Origin of the sequence: Methanosphaera sp. BMS, assembly GCF_003268005.1 — an archaeon.
Taxonomy (GTDB): Archaea; Methanobacteriota; Methanobacteria; order Methanobacteriales; family Methanobacteriaceae; genus Methanosphaera.
Map to the genome: position 1 here is coordinate 2,587,464 of NZ_CP014213.1, position 17,473 is coordinate 2,604,936.

The 17,473-nt window shown below is 35.1% G+C and carries 17 protein-coding genes; 12 read left to right on the top strand and 5 right to left on the bottom strand.

Annotated features, from left to right (window positions below):
* Positions 1-67 precede the first annotated feature (67 nt).
* Entirely contained in the window at positions 68-1,282 is a 1,215-nt protein-coding gene (locus tag AW729_RS09865; RefSeq protein WP_112124955.1) for a proteasome-activating nucleotidase, read from the top strand.
* Between the two features lie 482 nt (positions 1,283-1,764).
* Here AW729_RS09865 and cobK read toward each other — a convergent pair whose 3' ends face one another.
* Together cobK and AW729_RS09875 are read right to left on the bottom strand one after the other, a co-directional pair.
* The gene (gene cobK, locus AW729_RS09870; protein WP_112124956.1) at positions 1,765-2,538 is read right to left on the bottom strand and encodes a precorrin-6A reductase; all 774 of its coding nucleotides are present in this window, start codon (positions 2,536-2,538) and stop codon (positions 1,765-1,767) included.
* A gap of 137 nt (positions 2,539-2,675) precedes the next feature.
* Positions 2,676-3,089: a UPF0146 family protein gene (locus AW729_RS09875; RefSeq protein ID WP_112124957.1), complete on the bottom strand. Its 414-nt coding sequence runs from the start codon at positions 3,087-3,089 to the stop codon at positions 2,676-2,678.
* Between the two features lie 369 nt (positions 3,090-3,458).
* On the opposite strand from AW729_RS09875, the gene AW729_RS09880 reads away from it, so the two are divergent.
* From AW729_RS09880 to AW729_RS09900, 5 genes are all read left to right on the top strand, one after another.
* Positions 3,459-3,911: a hypothetical protein gene (locus AW729_RS09880; protein ID WP_112124958.1), complete on the top strand. Its 453-nt coding sequence runs from the start codon at positions 3,459-3,461 to the stop codon at positions 3,909-3,911.
* 308 nt (positions 3,912-4,219) lie between these two features.
* Complete coding sequence (gene rimI, locus AW729_RS09885) at positions 4,220-4,657, top strand: ribosomal protein S18-alanine N-acetyltransferase (RefSeq protein WP_112124959.1); 438 nt, start codon at positions 4,220-4,222, stop codon at positions 4,655-4,657.
* Between the two features lie 493 nt (positions 4,658-5,150).
* Positions 5,151-6,239 (top strand): glutamine-hydrolyzing carbamoyl-phosphate synthase small subunit, encoded by a 1,089-nt coding sequence (carA, locus tag AW729_RS09890; protein ID WP_112124960.1) that lies wholly within the window; start codon positions 5,151-5,153, stop codon positions 6,237-6,239.
* 27 nt (positions 6,240-6,266) lie between these two features.
* On the top strand, positions 6,267-9,449 hold the full coding sequence (gene carB / locus AW729_RS09895; RefSeq protein ID WP_112124961.1) for a carbamoyl-phosphate synthase large subunit: 3,183 nt from the start codon (positions 6,267-6,269) through the stop codon (positions 9,447-9,449).
* Positions 9,450-9,532: 83 nt separating this feature from the next.
* On the top strand, positions 9,533-10,675 hold the full coding sequence (locus AW729_RS09900; protein ID WP_112124962.1) for an amidohydrolase family protein: 1,143 nt from the start codon (positions 9,533-9,535) through the stop codon (positions 10,673-10,675).
* A gap of 34 nt (positions 10,676-10,709) precedes the next feature.
* On the opposite strand, the gene AW729_RS09905 is transcribed toward AW729_RS09900, so the two are convergent.
* The 3 genes from AW729_RS09905 to glmS all read right to left on the bottom strand — a co-directional run bounded on the left by AW729_RS09905 (position 10,710) and on the right by glmS (position 13,548).
* The gene (locus AW729_RS09905; protein WP_112124963.1) at positions 10,710-11,195 is read right to left on the bottom strand and encodes a thioesterase family protein; all 486 of its coding nucleotides are present in this window, start codon (positions 11,193-11,195) and stop codon (positions 10,710-10,712) included.
* A gap of 189 nt (positions 11,196-11,384) precedes the next feature.
* A complete protein-coding gene (locus tag AW729_RS09910) occupies positions 11,385-11,753 on the bottom strand; it encodes a hypothetical protein (RefSeq protein WP_112124964.1) in 369 nt (122 codons plus the stop codon).
* A 22-nt stretch (positions 11,754-11,775) separates the two neighbouring features.
* Positions 11,776-13,548, bottom strand: a complete 1,773-nt coding sequence (glmS, locus tag AW729_RS09915; RefSeq protein WP_112124965.1) for a glutamine--fructose-6-phosphate transaminase (isomerizing) — start codon at positions 13,546-13,548, stop codon at positions 11,776-11,778.
* 193 nt (positions 13,549-13,741) lie between these two features.
* Between glmS and purC the strand changes: the two genes are divergently transcribed.
* From purC to AW729_RS09945, 6 genes are all read left to right on the top strand, one after another.
* Positions 13,742-14,494 carry a phosphoribosylaminoimidazolesuccinocarboxamide synthase gene (gene purC, locus AW729_RS09920; protein WP_112124966.1) on the top strand — a complete coding sequence of 251 codons (753 nt, stop codon included), beginning with the start codon at positions 13,742-13,744 and terminating at the stop codon, positions 14,492-14,494.
* Positions 14,495-14,523: 29 nt separating this feature from the next.
* Positions 14,524-14,772 carry a phosphoribosylformylglycinamidine synthase subunit PurS gene (purS, locus tag AW729_RS09925; RefSeq protein ID WP_112124967.1) on the top strand — a complete coding sequence of 83 codons (249 nt, stop codon included), beginning with the start codon at positions 14,524-14,526 and terminating at the stop codon, positions 14,770-14,772.
* Positions 14,760-15,440, top strand: a complete 681-nt coding sequence (gene purQ / locus AW729_RS09930) for a phosphoribosylformylglycinamidine synthase subunit PurQ (protein ID WP_112124968.1) — start codon at positions 14,760-14,762, stop codon at positions 15,438-15,440. The genes purS and purQ overlap by 13 nt, the downstream gene beginning before the upstream one ends.
* Positions 15,441-15,635: 195 nt before the next feature.
* Complete coding sequence (cobA, locus tag AW729_RS09935; RefSeq protein ID WP_112124969.1) at positions 15,636-16,361, top strand: uroporphyrinogen-III C-methyltransferase; 726 nt, start codon at positions 15,636-15,638, stop codon at positions 16,359-16,361.
* Positions 16,361-17,140, top strand: coding sequence for a uroporphyrinogen-III synthase (locus AW729_RS09940; protein WP_112124970.1), 780 nt, complete (start codon positions 16,361-16,363; stop codon positions 17,138-17,140). The genes cobA and AW729_RS09940 overlap by 1 nt, the downstream gene beginning before the upstream one ends.
* Before the next feature lie 10 nt (positions 17,141-17,150).
* A complete protein-coding gene (locus AW729_RS09945; RefSeq protein WP_112124971.1) occupies positions 17,151-17,438 on the top strand; it encodes a signal recognition particle subunit SRP19/SEC65 family protein in 288 nt (95 codons plus the stop codon).
* Positions 17,439-17,473: the final 35 nt, after the last annotated feature.

A 17,473-nucleotide genomic window follows, 5' to 3' on the forward strand; every position in this document is an offset into this window, starting at 1 on the left:
GGAAAAAATAGTTGAAAATAATTATTTAACGAAATAAACTCCATATATGTGAAAGGAGGTTGAATACATGGACGAAGTCGGTCCAGTAAATACAACAAGCAGAGATCAGGAGATTTCTGATTTAATAGATAAACATGAAACTATCGAACGTAATTTAACATGGGAAGTAAGAAAACTTGAAAAAGACAAGGTCTTACTTGAAAATGAAAACTTACGTTTAGATAGGGAAGTCAAATCCTTAAAAACTGAAATTAACAGGTTTAGAACACCACCATTGGTATTGGCAACAGTTTCAGAGTTATTGGATGATAACAAAACCGTCGTTAAAAGCAGTACGGGACCATCATTTTTATTAAAATACTCTGATAAGGATGCTTCCAAAATGGAGATTGGTGCAAGAGTAGCTCTAAATCAACAAACATTCAGTATTGTAGAGGTAATCACGTCCGAAAAAGATCCATTAGTATCCGGTATGGAAATTGATGAAAAACCGGACATAAGCTACGATAAGATTGGTGGACTAAAAGAACAAATAAGAGAAACCATAGAAACAGTGGAATTACCACTTAAAAATCCGGAAATATTTGAAAAAGTTGGAATTACACCACCAAAAGGTGTACTTTTCTATGGACCACCAGGTACTGGAAAAACATTACTAGCAAAAGCAGTTGCACATGAAACGAATGCCACATTTATAAAAATAGTGGCTTCAGAGTTTGTGAAAAAATATATAGGAGAAGGATCCCGTTTGGTACGTGGAGTATTCGAATTGGCTAAGGAAAAAGCTCCTGCAATAATATTCATTGATGAAATTGATGCAATTGCGGCAAAAAGATTACAAGGTTCAACAAGCGGGGACCGTGAAGTTCAAAGAACACTCATGCAGTTACTTGCAGAGATGGACGGATTTGAATCACGTGGTGATGTAGGAATAATAGCAGCTACAAACAGGCCGGATATACTTGACCCTGCACTTGTAAGGCCAGGTCGATTTGACCGTATTATCGAAGTACCTGTTCCTGATGAAGAAGGAAAACTGGAAATACTTAAGATACATACAAGGGACATGACATTGGATGTTGATGTTAACTTGGAACAAATAGCTCATGAAGCCAAAGAAGCATCCGGTGCAGACCTAAAGGCAATATGTACCGAAGCAGGTATGTTTGCTATACGTGATGAAAAATACAGCGTTTCACGTGAACACTTTGAACAGGCAATGGACAAAGTGATGAATAAAAATAAGAACAAAGAATCCACCGATGGAGTAATGTTCGGATAGATTATAACCCAATCTATCCTTTAATTTTTTAGCCAGTGATGAACCCTATGAGCTCTGATATGATGATGAATGATGGGCGATCTGAGGCTAACTTTTATTAAAACTTTTTTTTTAAATTAAATTTTTCTTTTTCTTTGAAATTTTCTAAATGAACCTTTCATTAAATTCTTTCATTAATTTTAAACTAATCTTTGCTTTTAACTGGAACATAAACAGTAATATTAATCTTGAAAACCCTTATTAAATCAGCTACTATCAAAAGATATGTGAAATGATAAGCATAAACATTACAGAATCCGTATTGTCCACAATAGTACAACCCGAATAATTGGAAGATATTTAACCTAAAGAATAACCGCCAGTTTCAAAGAGCAAACCCTTTTTGAATAAAAAACATAGGATATTAACTCAATACTTTATTACACTTAAAATGAAACTGTTTTGATTTAAAAAAGAAGTTGGGGAGGTTAACAATCAATGGTTTAAATAATTTTCTCTAACTCTTCAATTGAACGTACAACGTCATGATTTTCCAATTCTTTTATTTCCGGTCGCAGTACTAAAATTGTAGGAATATCTAATTCCAAGGCGGCATTTATCTTAGTTTCAGCTCCTCCACTTTCACCACTTTCTTTTGTAATGATTGCCGATACATTGTATTCCTTCATCAATGCCATGTTGAGTTCTTTGCTGTATGTTCCCTGCATTGCTATGATGTTTTCTGCCGGTACGCCACATTCCAAGGTTTTGGTTATGCTGAAGTTGTTTGGAAGTACCCTTGCAATGACCTTGTTTGCATCTATTTGGTCTACCGTGGTTTTTAATCTCATTACACCAGCCAGGTGCATAATCTTATCCTCTTTGTTTACAAGTAACTCTTTTGCCTTTGCGGCGGCATCCTCAAATGTAGCTACTTTTATAATCAAATCAGATTCGGGTAGGATTGTTGATGCTCTTTCATATCTGATGTATCTTATGCCTGCTTTTTGACAGCTGGAAATCGCGGTTTCAGTTGCGACAGATGCAAATGGGTGTGTAGCATCAATTAAAGCTTCAATATTTTTTTCACCTATAACCTTTATGAAATCTTCCTCTCTCAATGCTTTTGATATGACTTCATTTGCACCAGCGGATTTTGCTATTTCTGCTCCATAGTCAGTGACTGTTGTAGCGATAATGTAATTATTTTTATCCTCATGTAAAAATTTAATAACTTTTGTCGCATCAGATGTACCGGACATTACCATGTATCTCATTTTAACACTCTCGTTTAATTTTTATTATATATAGATATATAACTTGATTTTATTTAATCTATGCTAAGATTTCGTTGATTTATTATAATTCTTTTTTTCTAAAAATATTCAAATCCATTTCATTTTTTTAGTTAACATTAATAATCTGATTTGCTCATCAAATAAAATACCTCTTTTTTATAATTAATTAATTTGAATCTTGGCTTGATTTTAAAGGATAACTCTTCCGAAGAAAATGGTTTCAATATGCAATCACATTCAACCGCTTTTGCCACATTGGATATGGGTCTTTGCAGTTCTTCAGGTGGTCGTATCGAATAGATCAAGTCCGCATTTTCATATATTTCATAATTGGGCTTTGTGATGTCATCCTTAATGATGTCATCATTTGTGGGTTTTATGTCAACGCATCTTACGGTGGCATTTTCTAATTTGTCCTTCAGTATATTGCTGGGATCGAGTATGCTGCCAACACCCACCTCTATTATTAATGATGCATCTTCATAGTTGTTTATGATATATTCAGTAAAGTTATCCCAAACATCGCTCATTTTATCGCCTGTAACTCTTATATTGATTTAATTGAATTTTTTTTTTAATTGTTTTTCAGTCATGATTCTTTATTTGAAGTAATTACAAATGCTGTGGTCATGTCTTGTTTATTCATATGTCTTTTTCTTTAAATAAGTTTAACTTTTGCTATGATGATATAATCGGTCACGGATAACAATAGTAACGTTTTTATTTCATCAACACTTATCATTTCAAAATAAAACTTTTTTCATTTGATTATTGTATAAATGTATTTATATATGATTTAGTCATAGATTTAAATATGCTTTTAAAATATAACATCCACTCAAATGTTTAAAATGGGTGTAATATTTGAAAAAACTTACAATTAATGGGAGTGGTAATGGATGAAGTATAAATCTTTTTTCATTTTGCTATTGCTTCTTGTAACACTTTGCAGTATCTCAGCAATCTATGCAGATACATATGTGATTAGAAATTCATCCTTCAGTTTGCCTGACGGATATACCCTTTCAGAAAAGAATAATCAAACGGTACTGTATAACGATGAGTATGTTCTCACTATGTATGAAGGTCCAATTCTAAGTACTCAGGAAGCAAAAAATAATAGAATCAACCTTGGTTACAAGTTTATCGGTGAAAGGGATTATGAATTTGATGGAGTTGAGATAAATCAACAAAATTATAATTATAATGGTATAAATACCTGTGTATATACCTTTGAAAAGAACAATCAAACTTATATCATTACATTGAATTTATTTGAAAATCAAGATGTACCCGAATATGCAGATAATCCTGTAACTCAAATAATTGATACATTAGAGACAGTTAACTGATGATAACGGACGTATTGATGGAAATTTCATTCTAATGATTGAAAATTCATTATCTTAAATTCCTTAAGGACATCAGTCAAAAAATCCCCTCTATTTTTATTTTTTTAATGATGAAAACAACCTATTTTTTTAACATATCCCATAATGTCCTAATCTGCAGGGGATATAGATTATCCCACATTTTTCAAATCAAAATATCATGAATTTATCGTGTCCTGAATGATACTAATAATAATATATATCTTTTCAAATAAAATTATTATATGAGATATAAGATAATTGTTATTTAATGAATGTGAGTGTTTAATGTGGATATTAGAAATTTTCAAATCACTGACTTGGATGACGTGTTAAGAATCCAATTTCAATCCTTTGATGATCCATATCCTGTGGGTATTCTTCTTGAGTTATTCAATAGTGGAGCAGGATTTTTAGTTGCCCAGGTAGGTAGATCAGTAGTCGGATATATAATTTTCTGGATCAGGGAAGGTTCAGGTCATATAATCGCCATAGCGGTTGATGAACGATTTCGCTCTATGGCAATCGGGTCAATGCTGCTTGATAAAGCAATAGGACTCATCAAACAAAATGATATCTTCACGGTAAAGTTGGAGGTAAGAAAATCCAATATCACTGCAAGAAAATTCTACCTAAAAAAAGGATTCAAGCAGGTTAAATATTGTAAAAAATATTACAGTGATGGTGAAGATGGTATAATAATGCAGTATACAATCACCAATAACTGATATTTCTTTTTATGGAGTTATCTTTTATAAGTGATAACACATTGATATTCTATAATTATTTTTAGATTTTTCGATAAAAGTTGGAATTTTCATAGTTAATTTTTTTTATTATTAATTACTATATATTATTATTAGGAATGAACATTAAATAGAATGCTGAAAAATCATATAAAAAACTGGTTTTTTAGCTATATTTTTAGAAAATAAATATGCATACTTTTTAAATAATTTTTATTTATTATGATAAGACTTATAATTGATGAATTTTATTATTTAAAGGTTATTTGCTGTAAAATATTTTTTAAAAAATTTTATTTAATAAATAATTCAGGATTTATTTGTAATATTTTATATTTCTTAAAATATGCGAGTATTTTATTTTTTTGTTCATTTATCTAACTGTTAAACATACAAATAACTTATCGGGTCAACTATCCGTTTAAAAAAAATGGATAAAACCCAATAACATATAAATAATAATCGGGGTTAAAACGTGGTAAAGACTGCAAAATTAGCATTGGAAGATGGTACAATTCTCATTGGTGAGGGTTTTGGAGCAGAAACTATTAAAACTGGGGAAATTGTATTTTCAACCTCAATGGCCGGTTATGTTGCAGCATTAACAGATCCTTCCTTCAAAGGTCAAATATTAATGTCAACATATCCATTAGAGGGAAATTATGGTGTTTCCAAAGATTGGTATCAATCAGAGGACATTAAAGCAGAAGCATATATTGTAAGACAGGTATGTGATGAACCTTGTCATCCAAAAAGTGAACAATCATTATCTGAATTTTTAATGGATAATGACGTTCCGGGTATAAGTGGAATCGATACTCGTGCATTGACAATTAAAATTAGGGAAGTAGGTTCCATGAAGGCAGCAGTTGCAAATACTGATATAGCCGATGAAGAACTACTTAAAATAGTAGCCGAACAGCCTGGTATTGAAGATATGTACTTGGTTGACAAAATCACTACAAAAGAACCTAAATACATCACGGACAAAAAAGACTATAACATAGCAGTATTGGATTGTGGTGTCAAAAAGAACATCCTCACAAATCTCATCTATGATGATGTGGGCGTAGTGGTAATGCCGGCAGACAGTACCGCTCAAGAAGTCATTGATATGGACGTTGATGGTGTATTGGTCTCCAGTGGTCCGGGAAATCCGGAAAACGTTGATAAAATCCAGGATACAATCAGGGAATTATCCGTAAAAATGCCTATTGCAGGTATATGTTTAGGTCAGCAAATAATTGCTCTGGCATTCGGTGCAAAGATATATAAAATGAAGTTTGGACATCGAGGTTCAAATCAACCAGTCAAAGACTTAAAAACAGGACAGGTATATATTACATCACAGAATCACAGTTTCTCAATAGATCCGGAGTCAATCGAAGGCACTGATTTGGAGATTACGCAGATAAACTTAAACGATGGTACGCCTGAAGCTATTGTTCATAAAGAATTACCAATATCATGTATTCAATATCATCCAGAAGCGGGACCTGGTCCTCATGATACAAGAGAATTCTTTGACAAATTTGTAGAAGCTATCAAGAATAACAAAGCATAGATTATAAATTTTATAGGAGTTTAAATAATGCCAAAGGATGAAAATATAAATAAAGTATTAATAATTGGTTCTGGACCAATACAAATCGGACAAGCAGCTGAGTTTGATTATTCTGGATCACAAGCATGTAAATCATTACGGGAAGAGGGCGTTGAAACAATTCTCGTAAACAGTAATCCAGCAACAATACAGACAGATATAGATTCAGCAGACAAAGTATATGTTGAACCGTTAACGGCTGAAATAGTCGCAAAAATTATAGAAAAAGAAAAAGTCGATGCAATATTACCTACAATGGGTGGACAAACAGGACTTAACATCGCAGTTGACTTGGATAAAATGGGAGTACTTGATAATATTCAAGTATTGGGTTCTCCAATCCAAACAATCAAGGATGTGGAAGACAGGGACTTATTCGCAGAATTCATGGACAGATTAAATGAACCTATACCAAAATGTCATGCAGTAAACTCATTGGAAGAAGCATTTGACGCAGTACAAGATATAGGCTATCCTGTTATTGTAAGGCCAGGATTTACCCTAGGAGGTACTGGTGGTGGAGTTGCCAACAATAAGAAGGAATTCGAGGAAATCGTAACTCACGGATTGGACATGAGTTTCAACAACCAGGTATTAATCGATGAATCCGTATTAGGTTGGCAGGAAATAGAATATGAGGTAATGCGTGATAAAAACGATTCCTGTATCATAGTATGTAACATGGAAAACATTGATGCAATGGGAATACACACCGGTGAAAGTGTAGTAGTAGCACCTACCCAAACATTATCCGATGATGATTGTCAAAAACTAAGAAACGCTTCAATAAAAATCATAAGAGCTCTCGGTATTCGTGGTGGATGTAATATTCAATTTGCTCTGCATCCTATTACAAGAGAGTATAAGGTAATTGAAGTAAACCCAAGGGTAAGTAGAAGTAGTGCACTTGCAAGTAAGGCAACAGGGTATTCCATTGCAAAGGTATCCTCAAAAATAGCATTGGGTATGACACTTGATGAAATAAAAAATGACATTACCAAGGAAACACCTGCATCATTTGAACCGGCAGTAGACTATGTAATTGCAAAAGTACCAAGATGGCCGTTTGACAAGTTCAAGGAAAGTTCAGGTGAATTAGGTGTGCAAATGCAGTCAACCGGTGAAGTAATGGCTATAGGAAGAACAATCGAGGAAGCATTACAAAAATCACTAAGATCACTGGATATCGATGAGGATTCATTTGAATATGTCAATTATACCGACTATGAACTGGAACACGCTACCGACAAAAGATTCCTACAAATCTACTCTGCCATCAAAGATGGAAGAAGCGTTGATGAATTGGCTGAAATAACAAAAATCAGTCCATTTTTCATAAACAAAATCAAAAGCATAGTAGACTGTGAAGAAATGATTACAGAAAAAGGAGCAGACATCCTCAAGGATGAATATACCTTTAGAAAAATCAAACAATATGGATTTTCCGATAAAAAATTAGGTCAATTGCTAGCACTTAGCGAAGAGGAAGTATCCAAGTTACGTCATGAATTGAACATCCTTCCGGAATACAAGATGGTAGATACATGTGCCGGTGAATTCGAAGCAAAAACACCATACTACTATGGAACATACGATTCACCATCAAAACTTGAAGCCGGCAAAGAGAAAAAAATAGCCGTTCTAGGTGCAGGTCCTATCCGAATCGGTCAGGGAATAGAATTTGATTACTGCTGTGTACATGCGGCATTGGCATTAAAGGATGAAGATGTAAAAACAATACTTATTAACAATAACCCCGAAACAGTAAGTACTGATTACGACATATCCGATAAATTATATTTCGAGCCATTAACCAAAGAAGATGTATTAGCAGTAATAGAACAAGAAAAACCTGAAGGAGTAATTGTACAATTCGGTGGACAAACATCAATCAACCTTGCAGAAAGTCTAAACGATGCAGGAGTAACAATACTCGGTACACCATTTGAAAGCATTGACATGGTAGAAGACAGGGAACAATTCACCGAAGTACTCAATGAACTTGAAATACCACAAGCAGACTATGGTATAGCAAATTCATTCGATGAAGCAAGGGATGCTGCCCATTCAATAGGTTTCCCAGTACTTGTAAGACCATCATACGTTCTCGGTGGACGTGCAATGGAAATAGTTTATGATGACAGTGAACTGGAAGAATATATGAAGGAAGCAGTAAGAGTATCAAAAGAACATCCAATCCTTGTGGACAAATTCCTGGAAGACTCCATAGAACTGGATGTGGATGCATTATGTGACGGTGAAGAGGTATACGTATGTGGTATAATGGAACACATCGAGGAAGCTGGTATACACTCAGGAGACTCCGCATGTGTAATACCACCACAATCAGTATCTGATGAAATCATAGCACAGGTAGAGGATTACACAAGAAAACTGGCATTAAGATTAGGAGTAAAAGGATTAATCAACATCCAATATGCCATAAAAATGGATCCCGAACCAAAACTATACATCATAGAAGCAAACCCACGTGCAAGTCGTACAGTTCCATTCGTAAGTAAAGCAATTGGAATACCAATAGCAAAAATAGCTACAAAAATAATGCTGGGCAAAAAATTATCCGACTTTGACTTGGTAAATTACGCTGATATTGAACATGTAGCGGTTAAAGAATCAGTATTCCCATTTATCAAAATACCTGATGCAGACTCAGTACTTGGACCGGAAATGAAATCAACCGGAGAAACAATGGGTATAGATAAAAACTTTGGACTGGCATATTATAAGGCACAGCTATCTGCAGGCATGAACCTACCGACAGAAGGAAAAATATTCCTAAGCGTACGTGATATTGACAAACCAAAAATAGCTCCAATAGCTCAGAAAGCCAAAGAATTAGGATTTGACCTGATAGCTACAAAAGGAACTGCAGAAGCAGTACCTGAAGTTGACATTGAAGTCATTAGAAAAGTAAGTCAGGGTTCACCAAATATACGTGATGCAATGATTAACGGTGAAGTGGCATTTGTGATAAACACTCCATCAGGTAAACAATCAGCTGATGACGGATATATCATAAGAAGATTGGCCATTGAATTGGGAGTTCCATATGTAACTACAGTTGCAGGTGCAAATGCAGTGCTCAAGGCAATTGAAGAAGCATCCCATGGAGAACTTAATGTCAAATCATTAAATGAATATGCAATATAATTTATTAATTTAAACTCCTTATTTCTCTTTTTTTCTTCACTATTAATTATTATTCTATTTAAAAATTACCGGAGGACAATTTTATGATAACAATAAAAAATGGTTTGGTGCTATGTGGATTTAACCTTCAGGCAGTTAAAACAAATGTCATCATAAACGATGAAGGACGTATCATTAAATTATCACCTCATGATGAAAGTGGTGAAATAATTGATGCTACAAATTGTATAGTGATGCCTGCCTTCCTAAATGCACATACTCACATAGCCGACTCTATCCTAAAAGATGTTGGGGATGGATTGACAATAAGTCAACTGGTAGAACCGCCAAACGGACTCAAACACAAAATGCTAAATGAGGCCACAGATGAACAGTTAGTAGAATCCATGCACGAGGAAGCCAAAGAAATGCTATACTCGGGAATATCAACCTTCATAGACTTCAGGGAAGGCGGAATTGAAGGAGTTAAATTACTTAAAAAAGCAGTATATGACCTTCCAATAAACGCCTGCATACTTGGAAGATGTAATGAATACTACGACCCTAAAACAACAGTCGAAGAGGCAAGACTACTTACAAGAGAACTGCTGCAATACTGTGATGGAGTAGGACTAAGTGGAGTTCAGGACGTGGATTCGGAGATAATAATGCAGATAGCACAGGTATGCAATGATGAAGATAAGCTGGCAGTAGTACACGTGGCAGAATACTATGACCTTCAGGAAAAATCAATACAACTTACCAACCAGACAGAAATAGAAAGGGCATTACGTGCGGGATTTACCACAATAGTGCATGCAACCCAACCCGTACTTCAGGACTTGGACCTTCTTGTGGAAAACAGTCCCTTCATAGTGGCATGTCCACGATCAAATGGAATGCTATCAACGGGAATACCACCCGTATCGGTATATAATGAGGTAGGATTGGACGTGGCGTTAGGTACGGATAACGTGATGTTTAACAAGCCGGACATGTTCAGGGAGATGGAATATACACTAAAAGCCATGCGTGGAACATATCAAAACAAGATAACCGCTAGGGACATACTGAAGATGGCTACTATTAATGGGTTTAAAATACTTGGTAAGGATATAAGCATAAGTGAGGGAAACGTCTCCGATATACTCGTGATAAAACAAAAATCAGAAGACCCGTACCTGTCAGTCGTTAACAGGTCATCTGCTGAGGATATAGTAAACTTCATAATGGGAAATCAGATGTAACATCATAACTAAAAAATAGATTAAAAAAAATGGATTACAAGTCAGATTCGATGTAATCTGTCTCATCCATGTTCTTCTTATTTTCATTCATCTCCTTTTTATTGTTTTTTTCCAGGTTTTCTTTTGTAATGTAATGTTTCTCTAGCTTTTCACGAATATCCTCGGGGATAGCCACACTGCTTTGTCGTATAAAGTCAAAGTATAGCATGGTACAGCTACCGTTGGCACGCAGTTGTCCATTCTGCCATGCTTCATGGATAAGCGTTAGTGATGTTTTGCCAATTTTGGATACATACGTCCTGATTTCCACGTCATAGCCATAGTAGATGGGTTTCAGGTAATTGAAGTCACAGCGAATCATCATGAGGTTCCATTTCTTATACGTTAACTCGAGTGTCGGATTAAATATCTCAAATATGGGGTTACGTGCAGTTTCAAACCATAGGGGTAGTGCGGTATTGTTGATGTGTCTTAAAGCGTCGGTATCTCCGATACGTGGTGTTATGATAGTTTTATACATGTTAAACTTCCTTTGTTGTTTTTATATGTTTATGTTGTTTTAATTTATTGTTATTTATTGGTGGTGAAGATTTGAGATTCAATAATGATTGTTTAAATGATAACATAAATATTTTTAAAATAGAATCTGTTAGAAATGGATGAAAAGTAGGTGGGGGTGATTAAGGATTTTACAGTCAAGAATATAGTACTATCTCTGTAATCTGGTAGAAGTTTCATTGGAATTTGTACTACTACTCCTATTACGATTGTTATTACTTCCACTACTTGAACTGCCATTACTACTATTTGACGTTGTATTGTTGGTAGTATTTTTCTTAGTATAGTTTGTAGTTACCTTCTTCTTTTGTTGTGGTTGTTTTATGGAAACGTTGTACATTGTTGTATTTGTCTCTTTAATCGGCTTTATCATATCATCCGATGAGGTGAGGGATGTTGGAATCAGCTGTTCGCTGTATTCCTGTCCCACATGAAAGCTTCCCACTACGCATCCTACAGCAAATGCAAGCACGGATACTACTGCTATAACCATTATTGCTGCTTTTGGATTGTCCACCATTCTAATCACTCATTATTATCTTTTATTGTACTGTTACGGATTTTGCCAGGTTTTTAGGTTTATCTGGGTCTATTCCTTTTAATATGCTGATGTAGTATGCCAGTAACTGAAGGTCTATTATGTACAGTAACGGTGCAAGTATTTCATCAATCACCGGGTTGAAGAGGAGTTTATCCTCTATCATGTCTATCTGCTTATCATCCTTTGAACCAAGGATTATCATATCCGCTCCTCTGGATATGATTTCCTGTAGGTTGCTGAATGTTTTTGCATAGCTTGGGCCAGGTGGGAGAAGTCCGACTACGGGTATGTTGTCTTCTATCAATGCAAGTGGGCCGTGTTTAAGTTCTCCGGCTGCATATCCTTCACCGTGTATGTATGTTATCTCCTTAAGTTTCAATGCTCCTTCCAGTGCTGTAGGGTAGTTGAATCCACGTCCGATGTAGAAGAAGTCTCTTGCGTACTTGTATTTCTTGGAGATTTCCTTGATCTGTTCTTCTCTTGTAAGTAGTTCCTCTGATAGTTCAGATAGTTTTCCCAGTTTTTCAAGTAGTTCATTGTTTTCTGCCATGTGTGCTACTAATAGGTAGATACAGATTAACTGGCTGAGGTATGTTTTTGTTGCGGCTACACCAATTTCCGGTCCTGCTCTGGTAAATATTACGTGGTCTGCCTCACGTGTTATTGAACTTCCCACAACGTTTACTATTGCAAGGGTTTCTGATTTTTCCTTTGCTATTTTAAGTGCTTTTAATGTATCTGCGGTTTCACCGGATTGTGTTATGAATATTACTAATGTGTGGTCATCCAATGTCTTCTTGAAGAATTCGAATTCTGATGCCAGTATTACCTCTGTTGGTATGGCAAGTTCCGTTTCTATTAGGTATTCTCCGATAAGTGATGCATGGTAGCTGGTTCCGCATGCAACAAAGCATATTCTGTTAAAGTTTTTGAAGTTTGAAACGATTTCATTAATTTTATTGGATTCGGATAGTGTGTCTTTGATTACCTGTGGTTCTTCATGTATCTCCTTTAACATGAAATGGTCATATCCACCTTTTTCAGCCATTTCTGGACTCCATGTAATGATGTCTATGTTCTTTTCCTTTTTATTTAATTCCAGGTCCATTATGTCAACGTTGTCCTGTGTCAGGACTATTATCTCTTCATTATCCAGGTAGATTACCTTGTTGGTTTCTTTTAGTATGGCCGGTACGTCTGATGCCAGGAAGTTTCCATGATCTGCAAGTCCCACTATCAGTGGGCTTTCATTTCTTGCACCTATTATTTTTCCAGGCTCGTCCTTTGATATTATTGCAAGGGCGTAGGAACCTTTTAATCTTTTGATTGTGGATTGAACCGCAACTAAAAATTCCTGTCCTTCTTTCATGTACTTTTCTATCAGATGTGGTATGACTTCAGTATCGGTATCTGATTTGAAGATATGTCCTTCTTCGAGTAGCTGTTCTTTCAGTTCCTGGTAGTTTTCGATGATACCGTTATGCACTACGCTTATTTTTTCATCACAGTCACAATGCGGGTGTGCATTTTCCTTTGTTGGTATTCCATGGGTAGCCCATCTTACATGTGCTATTCCAGTATTTCCGTCAATATCTGTTAGATGAATTTCATTGTTAACATCTTTTATTTTTCCACTACCTTTTTTCAGATTTATCTTATCCGTAACGGTTGCTATTCCAACAGAATCATATCCCCTATATTCCAATTTCTTTATTGATTCTATGATTGTCGGTGCCGCCTTTTTATCCAATACACATCCTACAATTCCACACATTCTATATTCTCCTGATAAAATTATATAATATAAAACTTGTTTTTATCAATCATATTATTAGATTTTATTTATACTATTAGGTTTCTATTTCATATATTATAATAGTTATTATTTACAAATAATATAATATAGTTAATAAAGGAAATCTATGTGAATGTAGATATTTCCTAATAAAATTTTTGTGGAATTTATTATGAGTCAAATAGCTAAAGAATTACTATATACAGGTAAAGCAAAGGATGTTTATAAAACAGATAATGATGATGAATATATTATTAAGTTCAGAGATGATATCACCGCCCTGGATGGCGGCAAGAAGGATACCTTGTCTAAAAAGGGAGTCTACAATGCATTGATATCTACAAAGTTATTTGAAGTGCTTGAAGCTGAAGGTATCAAAACCCAGTATATCGAATTGTTAAGTCCTGATGAAATGTTAACCATGTCACTTGACATGATACCTTTAGAGGTTATTTGTCGTAATATAGCAACGGGCAGTCTTGTCAAAAAGTACCCGTTCCCTGAGAAAAAGGAATTAAATCCACCTATTATTCAATTTGATTATAAGAATGATGAATATCATGATCCGATGTTGAATGACAGCATTATCCTGGCGTTGGATATTGTCAGTCAGGATGCACTTGATGAAATCAGGCAGATAACCCTTAAAATTAACAGGGTATTGTCCGATTTTCTTAAATCCAAAGGATTATTGTTGGTTGACTTCAAGTTAGAGTATGGATTTGATAAGGACGGTAACATCATATTGGGTGATGAGATAAGTCCGGACACTACCAGATTATGGGATGTGGATACACTTGAAAACTTCGATAAGGACATATTCAGAAAAGGAGAAGATGGTGTAGTGGATGCATACAGAAAAGTGGTTGATTTGATATTGACTGATGATGAAAAAGATAAATGGAATGTTAAAGATATAGAATAAATAATGATTGCAAATAGGATGTTGTTTATATGAATTATGATGTAGAAGTAAAAATAAGTTTAAAAAAAGGTATGTTGAATCCGGAAGCATCTACAATAGAAAAAGCTTTATCATTACTTAACTTCAATGTTAAAAATACTCAGACAATTGACATTATTAAATTTACGGTAGAAGCTGACAGTAAAGATGACGCAGAAAGTCAAGTGGATGAGATGTGCCAGAAATTATTATGTAACCCTGTTATCCATGATTATGAAATAGTTATATGTGGGGAATAATAGTGACTAATTTAGAAGATGTAAACGTTGGAATAATAAGATTTCCCGGTACAAACTGTGACAGGGACATTGAGTATGCCGTAGGCCTAGCCGGTGCATCCTCACAATATATCTACTGGAATGAGACCGACCTTTCCAAACAGGATGTTGTGATAATACCTGGTGGATTTTCATATGGGGATTATCTCAGGGCAGGTTCAATAGCAGGTATAACTCCTATCATAGATTCCATTAAGGATTTTGCAAAAAAGGGAAATCCGGTACTTGGAATATGTAATGGTGCACAGATTCTCGGTGAAATTGACCTGGTTCCAGGAGTATTTATTGAAAATGAAAATGCTAAATTCATTTGTAAAAGCAAAAAGCTTAAAATCAACACTACAAGAACACCATTTACAAAGTTATACAAGAAAAACCAGATAGTTGACATGCCTATTGCTCATAAAGAAGGCCGATATTACACGGATGATTTGGATAGTGTCATCGATAATGACCAGGTTGTATTAACCTTTGAAGACGGTAATCCTAACGGATCTTTAGCTGATATAACTGGTGTATGTAACCTTGAGGGTAATGTAGTGGCGGTAATGCCACATCCTGAAAGGGCTGTGGAGCCACTGTTAAGGTCTACAGATGGATTGGATTTCTTCAAAAGCTTCTTGGATTAGCATTATAATCCATTCTCCTTTTTTTATTTTTCAAGCATGATTTTCTTTCTTTTTGTAAATTATTATTATTCATGAATATTGCTTTATTTTAATTCAACTTTTTTAGTGATGATATTTTAATATGATGGAATTTATAAATAATAATATTAGAAATAAATAAAACAATTATAAAAAAATTATTATGATGTGATACTAATGACAGTTTATATGATAGGGGCAGGTCCTGGAGATCCTGATTTAATAACAGTAAAAGCGGTAAAATTACTAAAGAAAGCGGATGTTATATTGTATGATAGCTTGGCAAATGATGAACTGTTAAGCTATGCGCCGGATGATGTGGAACTTATCTACGTGGGAAAACGTGCCGGTGAACACTACCGTAAACAGCCGGAAATCAATGAACTTCTTGTAGAGCAGGGTAAAAAGCATGAAAATGTAGTAAGACTTAAAGGTGGAGATCCATTCATATTCGGTCGTGGAGGCGAAGAGGAACTTGCACTTCTTGCAGAGGGAATCGACGTTGAATTCGTGTCTGGTATCAACTCCGCTATAGGGGCAGCTACCATGTTGGGTTTGCCGTTAACACACAGGGCAGTTTCAACAAGTCTGACATTGGTTACAGGACATGAAGATCCGGAAAAAACCGAAAAACAGGTAAACTGGGATTATACTGCAGATACGCTTGTTGTATTTATGGGAGTAGGCTTACTTAAAAAATATGTTCCAAAGCTACTTGAATATCGTTCTCCTGATACGCCTGTATGTGCCATTGAAAACGGAACACTTCCTAATCAGAAGGTTATAATGGGTACATTGGCAGACATTACCGAGAAGGAAATTAGGCCACCGGCATTAATTATCATAGGTGATGTGGTCAACGTCTACAAGGAATGTCTGGAATTAAGGAGTAAATTCGAATAATGACAACCGATAAATTAGAATCCAAAAAGGTTGTAATTACCCGTCCAAAAGAAAGATCCATGGTATTGGCTAAGCTGATTGAAGAAAACGGTGGAGTACCCATAATAATTCCAACATTGGAATTGCAGCTGGTCAAATCCCCTGAATTGATTAAGATAGCCGAAGATATTGAATCATTCGATTGGATTATATTTACTTCTCCTGCCGGGGTAAGATCCTTCTTTGAGGTCTATCCTTCAAGGACTGTTCCGTGTAACATAGCCGTAATAGGCATAAAAACCGAGGAAGTATTGAATGAATATGACAATACTCCAGATATAGTGCCTGAATCATTTACGGCTGAAGGATTGCTTGAATCATTCAAGGATATTGATTTAAAGAATAAGAACGTGGCTCTTCCAAGAACCTTAAGTGCAAGAGAAGTACTTCCTGATGGATTAACAGAATATGGGGCTAATGTATTGGTTGCAGAAGCTTATACATCCGGAGTTCCAAAGGACAAAACTCAAATACTGGAATTATCCGACTTGATATTGAATAGGGATATAGATATTATAACATTTACCAGTCCGCTAACAGTTAAAAATCTATTGGATGTAATAAAAGAGTATAAGGCGAATGAATATGAGGAAGTCTTAAAGGCGTTACGTGAAGATATTACAATAGCATCAATTGGACCGATAACCGGAAAAATGTTAGCACAATACAATCTTAAAGCAATAGAACCTAAAAAATACACAGTTAAAGACATGATAGAATCATTAATAGAAAGTTTATGAGGTATAAAATATGAAAACAATAATTTGGCCAGTATACATAAATTCAGAACATACTCGTGGAGAAGGTCGCAGATTATCAATTGAAGAATCGGTTAAAGACCCTAAAGTACGTGAAATAAGTCAAGTTTTAAGAAAACAAAAGATTGAACACCAGGTGGAACATTCAAAATCATATCCGGGCTCATGGTGGGAAAATTCAGGTTATATCATAGCCGAAAGAGATGACATGACAAAAATTGAGTTTTTACGCATGATTGCTAGGCTGGTTAAATCATCCAGAATAACGGATAAAAATTAATTTTACTCTTTAAAACTTTTTTTTTAGTTTTAACT

Coding starts and splice junctions, on each gene's coding strand:
- cobA (WP_112124969.1), top strand. CDS start 15,636: ATGACAGTTTATATGATAGGGGCAGGTCCTGGAGATCCTGATTTAATA.
- purC (WP_112124966.1), top strand. CDS start 13,742: ATGAGTCAAATAGCTAAAGAATTACTATATACAGGTAAAGCAAAGGAT.
- glmS (WP_112124965.1), bottom strand. CDS start 13,548: ATGTGTGGAATTGTAGGATGTGTATTGGATAAAAAGGCGGCACCGACA.
- AW729_RS09905 (WP_112124963.1), bottom strand. CDS start 11,195: ATGTATAAAACTATCATAACACCACGTATCGGAGATACCGACGCTTTA.
- AW729_RS09865 (WP_112124955.1), top strand. CDS start 68: ATGGACGAAGTCGGTCCAGTAAATACAACAAGCAGAGATCAGGAGATT.
- AW729_RS09940 (WP_112124970.1), top strand. CDS start 16,361: ATGACAACCGATAAATTAGAATCCAAAAAGGTTGTAATTACCCGTCCA.
- AW729_RS09945 (WP_112124971.1), top strand. CDS start 17,151: ATGAAAACAATAATTTGGCCAGTATACATAAATTCAGAACATACTCGT.
- AW729_RS09875 (WP_112124957.1), bottom strand. CDS start 3,089: ATGAGCGATGTTTGGGATAACTTTACTGAATATATCATAAACAACTAT.
- purQ (WP_112124968.1), top strand. CDS start 14,760: ATGTGGGGAATAATAGTGACTAATTTAGAAGATGTAAACGTTGGAATA.
- AW729_RS09900 (WP_112124962.1), top strand. CDS start 9,533: ATGATAACAATAAAAAATGGTTTGGTGCTATGTGGATTTAACCTTCAG.
- AW729_RS09880 (WP_112124958.1), top strand. CDS start 3,459: ATGAAGTATAAATCTTTTTTCATTTTGCTATTGCTTCTTGTAACACTT.
- carB (WP_112124961.1), top strand. CDS start 6,267: ATGCCAAAGGATGAAAATATAAATAAAGTATTAATAATTGGTTCTGGA.
- AW729_RS09910 (WP_112124964.1), bottom strand. CDS start 11,753: ATGGTGGACAATCCAAAAGCAGCAATAATGGTTATAGCAGTAGTATCC.
- purS (WP_112124967.1), top strand. CDS start 14,524: ATGAATTATGATGTAGAAGTAAAAATAAGTTTAAAAAAAGGTATGTTG.
- cobK (WP_112124956.1), bottom strand. CDS start 2,538: ATGAGATACATGGTAATGTCCGGTACATCTGATGCGACAAAAGTTATT.